This window comes from Pseudomonas sp. H1_D05 (genome assembly GCF_054682705.1).
Genome location: NZ_CP162825.1, coordinates 1,694,548 through 1,707,580 on the forward strand (window position 1 = coordinate 1,694,548; position 13,033 = coordinate 1,707,580).

At 57.7% G+C, this 13,033-nt stretch carries 8 protein-coding genes and 1 pseudogene; all 9 read right to left on the reverse strand.

Annotation, left to right across the window (positions count from 1 at the left end; all coding sequences use genetic code 11):
* Nucleotides 1-39: 39 nt before the first annotated feature.
* The 9 genes and pseudogenes from AB4O11_RS07805 to tssJ all read right to left on the reverse strand — a co-directional run bounded on the left by AB4O11_RS07805 (nucleotide 40) and on the right by tssJ (nucleotide 13,031).
* On the reverse strand, nucleotides 40-615 hold the full coding sequence (locus AB4O11_RS07805; protein WP_460130417.1) for a hypothetical protein: 576 nt from the start codon (nucleotides 613-615) through the stop codon (nucleotides 40-42).
* The gene (locus AB4O11_RS07810) at nucleotides 615-2,924 is read right to left on the reverse strand and encodes a hypothetical protein (protein WP_460130418.1); all 2,310 of its coding nucleotides are present in this window, start codon (nucleotides 2,922-2,924) and stop codon (nucleotides 615-617) included. Before AB4O11_RS07810 ends, AB4O11_RS07805 begins: the two co-directional genes overlap by 1 nt.
* A gap of 49 nt (nucleotides 2,925-2,973) precedes the next feature.
* A complete protein-coding gene (locus tag AB4O11_RS07815; protein WP_460130419.1) occupies nucleotides 2,974-5,007 on the reverse strand; it encodes a type VI secretion system Vgr family protein in 2,034 nt (677 codons plus the stop codon).
* A gap of 28 nt (nucleotides 5,008-5,035) precedes the next feature.
* Complete coding sequence (locus AB4O11_RS07820) at nucleotides 5,036-6,037, reverse strand: serine/threonine-protein kinase (protein WP_460130420.1); 1,002 nt, start codon at nucleotides 6,035-6,037, stop codon at nucleotides 5,036-5,038.
* Entirely contained in the window at nucleotides 6,034-6,762 is a 729-nt protein-coding gene (locus tag AB4O11_RS07825) for a PP2C family protein-serine/threonine phosphatase (protein ID WP_038359322.1), read from the reverse strand. Before AB4O11_RS07825 ends, AB4O11_RS07820 begins: the two co-directional genes overlap by 4 nt.
* Nucleotides 6,762-10,302, reverse strand: a pseudogene (gene tssM / locus AB4O11_RS07830) (type VI secretion system membrane subunit TssM). The gene AB4O11_RS07825 and the pseudogene tssM overlap by 1 nt, the downstream one beginning before the upstream one ends.
* A gap of 13 nt (nucleotides 10,303-10,315) precedes the next feature.
* Nucleotides 10,316-11,191 carry a type IVB secretion system protein IcmH/DotU gene (gene icmH, locus AB4O11_RS07835; RefSeq protein ID WP_007920301.1) on the reverse strand — a complete coding sequence of 292 codons (876 nt, stop codon included), beginning with the start codon at nucleotides 11,189-11,191 and terminating at the stop codon, nucleotides 10,316-10,318.
* A 5-nt stretch (nucleotides 11,192-11,196) separates the two neighbouring features.
* Nucleotides 11,197-12,528 (reverse strand): type VI secretion system baseplate subunit TssK, encoded by a 1,332-nt coding sequence (gene tssK, locus AB4O11_RS07840; protein ID WP_007920300.1) that lies wholly within the window; start codon nucleotides 12,526-12,528, stop codon nucleotides 11,197-11,199.
* A gap of 2 nt (nucleotides 12,529-12,530) precedes the next feature.
* Nucleotides 12,531-13,031 carry a type VI secretion system lipoprotein TssJ gene (tssJ, locus tag AB4O11_RS07845; protein ID WP_007920299.1) on the reverse strand — a complete coding sequence of 167 codons (501 nt, stop codon included), beginning with the start codon at nucleotides 13,029-13,031 and terminating at the stop codon, nucleotides 12,531-12,533.
* Between the last annotated feature and the right edge of the window lie 2 nt (nucleotides 13,032-13,033).

Consider the following 13,033-nt stretch of genomic DNA (forward strand, 5'->3'; position numbering starts at 1 on the left):
AATTCAGATGAAAACAAATCCTTCCTCTACCTTAGAGCCTTACTCAACAAACTCAATAGTTTCAACCATCTTAATGACCTCTTTCAACGCAGAGCCATTTAGATCATTCAAGTAGGCCACATTTCCACCTCCACAAAGTGCAGCAGATCCATGAGGGATGCAGAATCCAAACCCACGCGTTCGGTCCTCCTCTTCACCATTTGTAACGTCCTGAGATATCGCTGGACCTTCCCAACTCTTCCCTTTTAATACATAAAAAGTATTATGCATGGACTTGTCAGCCTCAACATCTGGATCCAAACTCATGACCCATCCTTTGTCAGTCATTTTCCCACCCGAAAAGTTAGCAAAAGTTTGGGCATCGGCGGGATCCACACATCGAAATTTCAAATCGACTTCTATCGGCCGCCTAGAATTAGGCTTAATAACTTTCGAATAAAATAAGAGCGCAGGCACTTCTTCCTTATCCACCTCATAATCACCTCTGTACAAATTATTCATTTTAAATTTGCACACATTGAGATCTGCAAATATGACCGACGACTTCACATTTGCTTCATTAGCGAACGAGATCGACGAAAATGAAAGAACCAAAACAATCAACCAAACCTTCATCACTGTCTCCTCGCCTTAAACGGATCTGGGAGCTCACTAATTTTTCCACTAGCGTCTGGAAAGTTCATCTGCTCAGTTAAAACCACCAAAGCGTTGGTATACGCTTGGTTGCGGGCAATTATTCCGTTCACTTTGTTGATTTTAGTTACATCATGAACCGGACTACCAAAATTCACAGTTGCGGCAACCTGTCCAAAAACCTCACAACTATAGTACACAAATTGTTTCCCGCCGGATTCTCTAACAACTCGTTCCATCACAGGACTTTTATCAGCTAATTTGGCTGCCTGCGTCCAAGCCCAATAAGCTCCCGCACTGTTGGTAGCATCAACTGGTTTCTTTTCTACATCGTCACGCCAACGAATCATTTCTGCAGTCAGCCCTTTGGGCGTCAGCTGACTATCAGCAAGGTGGCTGTTACTACCGGTGTTATCCGCAGACTTATGCGCGGCTGTAAGCGCGCTTACTAATGGAGAGGGCACTTTGCGACCACGGAACTTCCAATACTTTACATAGTTTCCAGGCCATGTTAACTGCAGTAACCCACGACCATCCCAGGGAAAATATTTCGCGCTACTATTATTTTCATGCATTTTCCCTAGCCATTGGGTTTCTTGAGTGGCATTCCCAAAAAAAGCAGCCATTCGCAATGTACTATTGGCAACCAAAAACTTCTGCAAAGCCTTATTTAAAGGACGTTTCAGATCTCCAATATTTTGTTGCGCTACTGCACTCAACGTAACGCCTTCTGAGACCAAGTTTGAATCCTTTATCCGCAGAGCGCTAGTCGGAAGCAATTGAGTTAGTTCCTCACCACTCAACCAACCGCATTTCCTAAACACATGAATAAATTCCTTTGGAGGGAAGTGCCAGTGTTTTGCCTTAATATCCTTCAGGCCTGCATCCTCCCAGAAGGCCATCGCCTGTTGATGCTCCTTTAACTGATTGTAATCAATTTTAGGCATCGCTGGCCCTAGCTCGGAGTCGCTCAAAAGCCAGCCATATCGAGTATCAAAATTTTCACACCCCCACTCGCTTGGAAACTTAAAAATGCATTTTTCCAATTGCTTTCGAGACTCTTCCTTTTGAATTATTTCTTGGTTGTGCTTTTTAATCCTAAAACTCTTACTATAAACGTGCTCTTCTTCTGGCTTTGCTGGTGCATGTTTAAAATCTGGCGACTTGGAAATTTCCACAATACTACGAGATGGGGGAAATAGCGGATCCTCATCTAGCTTCAACAATGCTCTTAGATAGGGCGACTGACAGTGGCTGTCTTCATCGGTATCGTCATCAATTAATTTCCAACCTAGCCAATGCGGAAAATCCGCGTCGCTGAAACAGGTTACAGTGCTAGCGTTTAAGTTGAACCAAGCCACCCCTGTTGGTAGTGCTACCTGTCTCCAATGTGCCGCATTGGCTGGAGTAAGGGAATCGGGACCTAGTACTCGACCGAATCGCAGCATTTCATAACCTGCGCTTGGGCAAGCAGGGTAACGAGAGCCAGCAATTTCAAACAGGTCGTATTCGAAGCCTTCGCTCTCTTTATGTTCACCAATACACTTACCCTCAAGCGTGTAAGTACTCAAAACGCATTGCCCTTTTTCGTAATGCATACGTACGAATAAGTCTTCTGGTGGCCGAGCCAAACAATCGCCTGCACTATTCTGATCAGTCCAATTAGCTGCGGGCTGTGAATAGCCTATTACTTCTGGCGGTAAATAAAAATGCATATCGCCCCAGCAGCTATCTGTGCGACCAGCTTTGGTTTGATACATTAGCTCACGTTCAGTTCGACCGAACAGATGTGGTATCTGAGTATCATCCGCAATGATCTCAAAATGAATCTTGTTTGGCACGCCATAGATTTTTCCGGACTCACCAATAATATCTTTCCGATAAACCCGCATATCAACTTTTGGATTTACCAACGATATTTTCGAAAGATGCATGTAAATTGAATAAAAAACGACCTTCGAACTTTCACCTTCGCCAATTTCTGTTTCATGTCGCAGGACAATACAGCCGTTATCTGTCCATCCGCCATAGTTCAAAGGCGCATCGTCGGCAGTATCTACCGGAGTTGGTTGACGGAAATAGGCTAGCTTTCCGTCAGCAATGGCCCGGACCGGAAGTACTTTTCCAGCCAAAGGGGGCGCTTTTAGGTGAGTCCCCCCGTGCCAATTCAAATCAAAGCTGATCGGGAAAAAGCCATCACCCGGCTCTCCACACAGCATTGCTCGATTCAAATACGCTTCGTCAGTCTCTCCGGCCGTCGGAGCTGGAAGAAATGGAGGGCTAATCAACATAGGTGTGATCCATATTTAATAAATTCTTCAAATCCATTGAGCGCTGACGTCACAGCGATAACAGGTACTTTGTTTTAGGTTTCGGCTCTTCTGGCGCGTTCGCAATCGCCTGATCCATCAAACTCCCCGCCTTATCCTTATCCGCCGCCCCCGGCAGCACCGGCGGTTTAATCCCGATCCCCGTGCCGGAACCAGCCGAGCCACCAGCATTGATCTTGATCACCGGCCCAACCACCGTCACACCACCGCCATCCAGCTTGATAAAACTCCCACCCCCCAAGATGGTCAGCTCCGTCCCCGCCTCGATAACGATCTTGTCCCCTGCCTTAAGGTGAATCTCTTTCCCCACGCTGGTGAGCTGCGCAGTCCCCAGCTTCACATGTTGGTTCTGCCCAACCGTGAGGTGGTCATCCAGCTTCGCTTCAATCTTGCGATCGCTAATCGTCGTGCGGTGTTCTTCAGCCTTCAGCTCGGTGTAGGTGTTCTTAACCACCGTGTCATGACGTTCATTGCCGACCCGAATCTTCTGATCGTGCTCAACGTTCTCATCCCAATCCCGCTGGGCATGAATGTAGATCTGCTCCGCACCTTTCTTGTCTTCGATGCGCAGTTCGTTGTACCCACCGCCACCCGGTGAGCTAAGCGTTTTGAACACGCTGCGAGTCTTGTTCGCCGGCAGTGCGTACGGCACCGGGTTTTCCTTGTGGTACAGGCAGCCGGTGACGAGGGGCTGGTCGGGGTCGCCTTCGAGGAAGGTGACGAGGACTTCCATGCCGATGCGCGGGATGCTGATGGCGCCGTAGCGGTCGCCGGCCCAGGAGCTGGAGACGCGTAGCCAGCAGCTGGTTTTGTCGTCGGCCTGGCCTTCGCGGTCCCAGTGGAACTGGACTTTGATGCGGCCGTACTGGTCGCAGTGGATTTCTTCGCCTTTGGGGCCGGTGACCATGGCGGTCTGGCTGCCGAGTACCCGCGGTTTCGGGTGTTCGAGCGCCGGGCGGTAGAACACGTCCCACGGGGTGGCGAGGAAGGTGTTGCGGTAGCCTTGGTGGAAGTCGTCTTTGTTGTCGGTGGTGTCGCTGGTCACGCCTTCTTCGAGGACTTGCGGCTGTTTGCCTTCGTGGAAGATTTCGGTGAGCAGCCACAGGTCGTTCCACTCGCTGCGCGGGTGGTCGGACATGGCCATGAAGTGGCCGCTGACCAGTTTGGTCTGGTCGCCGCGACCTTCGGCCTGACGGTAGTCGGCGCGGTGGCGTTCGAGGGCGCGTTGGCTGAGGAACTTGCCACGGGCCCGGTCGATGAAGCGGCCGGGGTAATCGTAGTCTTCCAGATCCGGCTCAGTGCTCTCGCCTTCGGGTTTGTAGGCCGCTTCCATTTGCAGGCGCGGTTTTTCGAAGTCGTAGTCGCGGCGCGTGGTCCGGCTGGTGCGGGTTTCCAGGCGCAGTTTGAAGCCTTTGATCACCGGTTCTTCGGCGACCATGCCGCTGCCCTGCACATACGCGGTGGGCTGGCCGAGTTTCTGGAACACGGTCTGGTCGTCGCCGAACACCAGCAGGTGGCCTTTGTCGCTGTGCTGGAAGTGGTAGTGAATACCCTCCTCCTCGCACAGGCGCTGGACGAAGTGCAGGTCGGTTTCGTCGTATTGCACGCAGTAGTCGCGATCCGGGCACGGTTGGCTGAGCTGGAAGTTGTAAGCGTTGCCCTTGATGCCGTGTTCTTCGAGGATCAGCGCGATGATTTTCGGCGCCGACATCTGCTGGTAGATGCGCTGGTTGGTGCGGTGATGCAGGTATTGCAGTTGCGGCACCATCGACACTTTGTAGCGGGTCAGGCGCTTGCCGGCATCGCCTTGGGCGACGCGGTAGATCTGGCCGTGGATGCCCGAGCCTTGTGGATCGAATGCGAGAAACGCCTGCTTGTGCAGCAGTTGTTCGAGGTCCAGATCAGGGTTTTCGCTGACCAGTTCGAGGTCGAAACGAAACGGCTGGCTGATGCCTTCAGTGCCGGTGAACGACAGCACTTGCAGGTCGCCGACGTAGTCTTCGACCTTGAGGCTGAAGTGGGTTTCGTTAGCTGGGTTGAACATAAAGTGCTCCCTGTTCGAATGTCATCCGTTACGCCCGAAGTCGCAGACGTTGCAGCCAGGACGAAGTGGCGCCCAAAGCGTCACGCAATTGTTGGGCAGTGATGCTGCGTTCTGCCGGGTCGAAGCTCAGCGCCGCTCGCAGCGCTGGCCAGCCGTGTTTGGGTAAATTCGCCGGTGCTTGCAGTTCGCGCTCCAGGTGCTCGTCGCGGGCCTGGGTGGAGGGCAAGCGGCGGAACGGGTGTTTGCCGCCCGCCAGTTCAAAGATCACGCAGGCCACGCCGTACACGTCCGCGCTGGCCGACAAGGGTTGGCCCTCAAGCAGTTCGGGGGCGGCGTAGCCCGGGGTCCAGGCGTTGAAGCGTTCGCGGCTCAGGTGCGGCAGGCCGGGCATTACACCCTCCTCTGCCTGACCGAGGCCGAAATCGAACAGGCGCAAGCCGTCTTCGCTGAGCATGACGTTGCTCGGTTTCATGTCACCGTGCAGCACGCCGCGACCGTGGGCGTAGGCCAGCGTGTCGAGCAGCGGCAGGACGATGTCGCGCAGCTCTTGCCACGGCAGGCCGAGGGGCCGCTCGCAGAGCAATTTGTCCAGGGTCAGGCCACGCATGTATTCCATGGTGATGAAGGCCCGCTGGCAGTCGGTGTCGACTTCAAAGGTGTGTGCACGCACGACGTTGTCGTGGCGCAGGCGTCGGGTCAGGGCGAACTCGCTGTAGAGCAAGGCACTGGCGTCCGGCGATTCGGCAAATTCTTCGCTGAGGATTTTCAGCGCAATGTAAGGATCGGGATCACCGAACTGTTCGTGCAACAGATCCCGCGCCCGGTAAACGGCGCCCATGCCACCGGCCCCGAGCAGACGCTCGAGGTGGTAGCGACCGGCGAGTACATCCGGCAGTGCACCGATGCTGGCCTTGGTCGGCGCCAGCAAAGGCTCTGCCTTGTTTTCCTTGGCGAAGGCGAAGTAGGTCAGGTTGTTGGCCTGCTCTTCGCTCATCAGCAAGTCATCGACTGAGGATTCGATTTCAGTCATTGGCGGATCACCACTGCTGTCAGGTTGTCGCGCGCGGCACCACGCAGGGCGCCGTCGAACAAACGTTCCAGCGCCACGTGCGGCGCGCTGAGGCTGAGGGCGTTGCCGAGGGCATCGCTGCTCAAGCCCTGATACAAACCATCGCTACAGAGCAAAAACGCATCGCCCGGATAAACCTCGAGTTCGAGGACATCCAGGGTCAGTTGTTCAGCGGCGCCGACGGCTCGGGTCAAGGCCTGAGCCGCTGGGTGCGCTGCCGCTTGTTCGACGCTCATTTGTTGCTCGTCGATCAATTGTTGTTGCAGCGAATGATCCTTGGACAGCTGATACAACCGCTGCCCACGCCACATGTAGCAACGGCTGTCGCCGGCCCAGATGCAGGCCGCGCGATTGCCTTCCACCAGCAGCGCGACGACGGTGCTGCCCATGATGCTGTCGTGACGCCCGGCGGTGACCGTCAACTCCTGCCCCAAACGCCGGTTCAGCCAGTGCAGGCACTGGCGGATGGCTTTGAGGCGTTCGTCGAAGTCCTCGTGTTGCGGCAGTTCAGCCAGGCTGGCGACGATCAACTGGCTGGCGATGTCGCCACCCTGATGACCGCCCATGCCGTCCGCGACCACCCACAGCCCCTGCTGTGGCGAGTCGAGGAAAGCATCTTCGTTGCGCGCCCGCACCTTGCCCGGGTCGGTACGCGCCGCGCTGCGCCAGGCACTGGCCACCAGCATCAGAGCTGCACCGGCATACGGAAGGTGCGCAGTACGCCCATGTCGAACGGGTTCGGCGTGCGCTGGCTGGTCAGCAGGTAGTTGGCGCGCAGGCCACCTACATCGGCTTTCAGCACCAGCACGTCTCGACCGGTCAGGTACTCGGTCTGCATCAGGTCGAACAGACGGAACAGCGACCATGGGCCGGAGTTCTTCTCGATGCCGATCGGGCGACCGGCCATTTTGTCCATGACCAGACTGGTACGACCGTCTTCAGCATCGGTCGGCCATTTGAACGACATTGGCAGGATCGGACCGTGGCGGTATTCCATGGTCTTGTCGCCGAACTTGAACTCGGAACGGCTGACCGCCGGGTCGAGGGTGTACGGCTCCAGTTTGAACTGCACGGTCGGCTCGGCCGGGTTGATCGAGAAGAAGCTCTGACGAATCGTCAGCGCCGCCGCCATCTGGTCCAGATACATTTTCGACACCGGCAGGCTGTGGCCGTCGACGCTGCGCATGCGGTAGTTGCCCGGATCGCCGCTGACGAACGGACGCAGGTAGCTGTCGAAGAAACGGTCGACGGTGCCTTGAGCGCGGAAGAACTCGCGGAAATCGCTGATCGCCACGTCGCTGGTGCTGCTGGCGCTGAACGGATAACGCTTGCTGATGGTTTTGCCATACACGCTGTACAGCTCGTTCTGATAACGGCCGTTCAGGTATTGGTAAGCATCGTTGAGCACCAGACGCCACGAGTCTTCGGCCAGCACGTTGAACCACACGCTCAGTGGACGCGGCAGACGACCGGAGGCATTGTGCAGGTTGGTCAGCGCATCACGCTGGCCGCTCATGCGGGTTTTCGCCATTTCGAACGCGGCTTGTTCCGGCGTGCTGGAACGGGCCAGACCGGCGAGTTGCAGTTGCAGGTCGTTGAGCGCGCTCAGTGCAGGCGTGAGATCCGCCGCCGGGCCGTTGTTGTCATCGAGCAAACGATGCAGCGGTTCGAAGCGGCGTTGCAGCGACTTCTTCGCGGTGTCCGGCAGGGTCTTCGCCACGTTCAGGGCCGAAGCCTTGTCCGCGACAGCCGAGGCCAGTTTACCGACTTTACCCAGTTTGCCTTTCTGCCCGGCCAGTGCATCAGCAGCGTCGCCAGCTTCTTCGACAGGGTCTGCAGCGGCACTGGAAGCGGGTGTTCTCACGCACTTCAGTGAGCAATGCCAGCACCGGCGAATTCGCCGAGGTCAGGCCCGCCAGTTGCTCGGCACCTTCACCGGCGTCGCTGATTGGCGGCAGGGCAACCTGGCCAACCGCTTCGCTCCAATAGTTGGCGTAGTCGCGGAAGTACAGCTGCTCCAGCTCGACCATCAGACGACGCAAGTCCATGTCGCTGATGCCGGCGCCTTCACCCAGCACCCAGTTGTCACGCAGGATGTCGGTGACCAGCGCCGAACCCTGTACCGAGAAGTACTGCTGATAACCGGTTTGCGTGTAGAAACCCGGGATCACGTATTCGGTGCCGATAAACAGCGAGCCTTGTGGGCCGAGGTGTTGGCTGAAACGGTAGTCCGGCAGGTTGCGCGCCTGCTCGCGGAGCATGCGGTAAACCACCGTGGCCAGCGATTCGCTGCGCAATACCTGACGCGCCTGAGTGACCAATTGGTCGTTCAGCGGGTAGATAAACGGCTGCTTCAGCAGGCGATCGAGGTGCGCACTCAAACCGTTCTGTACGGCGGTGTTGCCGGTATAGCGCGTCGACCAGTCAGTAGCGACCCAGTCCTTGAGCCACGCGGCATCGCGACGATCCTTCATGTTCAACATCAGGTACGCGCGCAGGCTGTTGAGCAGGCGGTCGCGGTCCTTCATGTTGGCGCGGATCTGCCCTTCGAGCATGGTCGCCACCCGTGGCAGCAGTTGCTTTTCAAGCTCGCGCTCGTAAGCCTCTTTGACCACTGGATTGACGTCTTCACCTTGATACAGCCCGCCACGTTCGTGATACGAAACGTCGCCCTTTTTCGGAAAGACCTGGGTTGCGGCGTAGCTGGTGTCGAGGGTTTTCAGCACGCCCATGGCGTCATCACGCGGCGACAAAGCCGTGCGCTGCTGCGTCCAGTTCTGCGCCAGATTGCGCAGGTTTTCCAGGCGCTCGTAGTTGGCCGAGAAACCACCGGCCCAGAGCATGCCGAACAGCGCCAGCGAAGCGAGTGCGCCGACGTACAACGCACGCTGGCCCCAATGGATGCGGCTGCGTTCGCGCTTGTCCAGACCGGCCAGATCGGCTTCGGGGAAAATCACTTGGCTGAACAGGTGATGGATAAACCGCGAACGGCCGCTGCGCAGGGTCGGCAGCACGCCGGCGCTCATGCCGAGACTGGCGCCGATGCCGGCGGTGGTGGCATCCATCTCTTGGGTCAGGTGCGGCGCGCTGGTCAGGTAGAAACCGCGCAGTTGCGTGGCACGCTGATAACGGTTGCCGGTGAACGCCATGTCGACGAACAGGCACAGGCGCTCGCCGATCTGCCCCAGTTGATGCGGGAAGTCGAGGATGCGACCACGGCGCTGAGTGTCGCGCTCGGAGTGCATGCGCATGATCACTTGGCTGTTGAGGCGACGCAGCAGTTCTTCGAACTCGTTGCGCAGCACAGCGACGTCGGTGCCGACCTGATCCTTGCGGAAACTGGTGCCGAGCACTTGATCGCTTTCTTCGCGAGTCAGTTGATCGAAGAACTCGTCGAAACCAAGCAGCTTGTCAGCCTTGCTCAGGACCAGGTACACCGGCACGTCGACGTGCAGTTTCTGATGCACGTCTTGCAGACGGCCGCGAACCTGGCGTGCGAGGGTATCGATGTCCTGCTCACTGCCGCCAAGCAGGGTTTCCACCGGAATGGTCACCAGCACGCCGTTCAACGGACGCCCGCGACGGCGCTTGCGCAGCAGTTCCAGCAAGGTGGTCCAGGCGCTGCCGTCGACTTCCGCGTCAGGCTGGGTCATGTAGCGCCCGGCGGTGTCGATCAGCACACCGTGGTCGGCGAAGTACCAGTCGCAATGACGGGTGCCGAGGGTGTCGCGGGTCAGCTTGCGGTCGATCTTGTTGATCGGGAATTCCAGACCGGAAAAGTCCAGCAGGCTGGTCTTGCCGGAAGCCTGCGGACCGATCAGCAGGTACCACGGCAAGTCACTGCGCCAGCGCTCGCTGCGGCCGCGATACAGGCTGGAAGTCTTCAGGGTTTTCAGCGCGTCTTTGAAACGTGCCTTCAACTCCTTCTGTTCTTCGTCGATCAGCTCTTCGCGGCGAATGCGGTCCTGGCCGTCCTCGCTTTCTTCCTCGGCTTTCTTGCGAATACCCGCGCGCCAGCTGACGAAGACCATGGTCAGGCCCCAGATCAGAAACAGCACAGCGATGGTCAGCAAGCGAGAGGTCGAGCTCTCCCAGAACTTGTAGTCATCAACCGCCAACAACGGGCCGACGAACCACACCAGCAGCGCCACGAACAGCACCAGCAGCAAGGTCCAGACCCAGGTCTGGCGCAGGAAGGCGCCGACTTTCTTGAAAAACTTTTTCATCACACGTCCCTGTTTACGGCTGCGACTGCGGTTGCACCGCGGCCGGATCAAGCGGCTGATAAGGTTGCAGAACGGTGTCGCGCTGCTCGCCCAAGACCCAGGCGAAGCCCGAATACATCACCACCAGGCAGACCAAAGTGAACAACACCACCATCCACGCCGGCACGATGCGCACCAGGTTGCGGCGCTGATCGTTCAAGCCTTCCCAGTGCGGCGACAACTCGCGCGGCACGTCGCCACGCAACTGACGAATCTGCCGGTACAGAGCATCGCGGATGCCTTCAAGTTCGAGCATGCCGCGTGCTTGCACGCGGTACTTGCCTTCGAAACCGAGGGACAGGCACAGGTACATCAGCTCGAGCATTGGCAAGTGCTTGACCGGGTTTTTCGACAGGCGATCGAGCAACTGGAAGAACTTCTCGCCACCGAAGGTTTCGTTGTGGAAGCTGCTCAGCAGGCTCATCTGCGACCATTCGCTTTCGTTGCCCCACGGTGTGGTCACGACAGCTTCGTCGACCACGGTGCAGAGCACGTAACGCGCGGCCATCACCTGGCTGCTCTCGGCGCCGTTGTGCAGGGCGCGTACTTCAAACAATTTCAGCCCGGCAGTCAGACGCTCGTTGAGTGCGTACAAGTCTTCGCGGGTTTCGCTGTGCTTGAGGCGCACCACTTCCGAAAGCAGCTCGGACGAAGCAGCGACCAGCGAATTGAGGCTGATGTTGAACGCTTCTGCCGGGCGCAGGCGCGCGGCGTAGATCATGCGTTCTTCCAGTTGCTCGAAACGCGGCGGCGCGGCGAAGTCGGTCAGCGGACTCGATGCCGGTCCGTGGCCCTGACGATCGAGCAGGACGGTTTTGTCGTCCTGGTTGTAATCCGTTTCCTTGATCATGTCGGTCAGTTCCTGATGGCCCAGAATTTCAGTTCAAGCTCGGCGAATTCGCCGGACACATGGAACGCGAAACCGCCGGAGCGCTCGAGTTGTGCCAGGTCTTCGGAACTGAGTTCGAGGATGAAATAGGTTTTGTTCGAATGGAACGCGATCTGCCGCGGGGCCACCGGCAACGGTTTGACCTTGATCCCCGGCAAGTGCAGGTTGACCAGTTGGCGGATACGCTCCACCGGGCCGACCTTGAGGTGCGCCGGCAAGCGGTGGCGCAGTTCTTCGGAGTCGCAGTTGGCACTGGCTGCCAGCACGAACGACGCCGAGCCGAGCAGTTTATGGTCGTGCAACGGCGAGACGATGATGCCGTACTGACGTGCTTGCAGGATCAGCTCGATGGCGTGCTGTTCGAGCACCATCGACAGTACCTGACGAATCGCTTCCATCAGCTTGCGGAAGCTGCCGCCCTGGTCGGCGTGGGAGTAGCGGCTGTCCAGACGCGGACGTTTGCTCTCGCCGGAAAAGGTCGCCAGATCGCCGAGCATGGTCAGCAGCGTGCGGTACAACTCTTCCGGGTGCACTTGCTCCAGGCCGAGGTAGTGGCGCAGCAACAGTTCGGTGCGGTTGATCAGTTGCAGCATCATGAAGTCACCGACCTCAGCACCGCCGACCTTGCCGTTGGAGCGAATCCGCTCGGCAATCGTGTCGCCACGGTGGTTGAGCATGCTGATGACTTCTTTCAGGCACGACAGCAGGTAGCTGGAGGCGTGGGCCTGAATGTAGGTAGGCACGAAATCCGGGTCGAGGCTGATCACGCCGTCCGGCGTGGTGTCGAGCACGTCGCAGATCTTCAGCTTCACGTAGGCCTGATCGCTCTGCTGCTCGCCGAGCAACAGTTTGAAGTCCGGGCGACCGCAGCTGACCTGGCTGGCGGAATCGTCGCCGGCGTTGGAGTCGGCCACTTCGGCGTCGTACGCGGTGTAACGCGCGAGCACGTCGGATTGCTCCGGACGGCGCGACTCGATGTGGTTGCCGGTGACCAGCGGCAGCGCCAGGTAGATCGGCGTGTTGCCGGTGTTCGGCGGCACGTCCAGCGCCAGCGGCTCAGTGTTGCCACCGAGTTCGAACAGGCTGCCGTCCGGCAGAATCCCCGAGGCTTCACTGATCACCAGTTTGCCCATGTTGAGGAACTGCAAGTCGATCTCCAGATTGAGGAAACCCCAGGTGTAGCCACCCAGCAATTGGGTGCGGGTTTTCATCTGGTGATCGTAATAACGATCGTTGTGCTGGAAGTGCTGCGGCCGCAGCAGCATGCCTTCCTGCCAAATGACTTTATGGGTATTCATGATCAGTCATCCGCCTTGGCGAGCACTTGATTGGTGTTACGGATGCCGGTCTGGTCCAGAGTCAGATCGACTTCGGTGACTTCCAGCGGAGTGATCTGAACGGTGTGGCGCCATTGGGTGTCGGGCAAGTCGCGGTAAGCGGCGAGGACGCCCACATAAAGGCTGCCCTCTTCCACCTTGAGCTTCATTTCCACGGTTTCACCCGGGCGCAGCTCGAGTTCTTCGCTGGCCACCAGATCCGGGTTGAGGGATTCCTTGGCGCGTTCGTACAGGCTGAAGAAATCAGCGTTCTCGAAGGTCACCGGGTGCTTGAGTTCGAACAGGCGCACGACGATCGGCGACGGCCGACCGTTGAGGTCCGGGTTGAGCTGATCGCTGCCGGTCAGCTTCAGGTTGATCTTGGTCACTTTCGAGTACGGCGACAGCGACGAGCAACCGGCGAGCAGCACCAGCACGGTGAGCGCAGTCAGCGTCTTGAAAAAAGCGGTCGAGCGGCGAGACATGC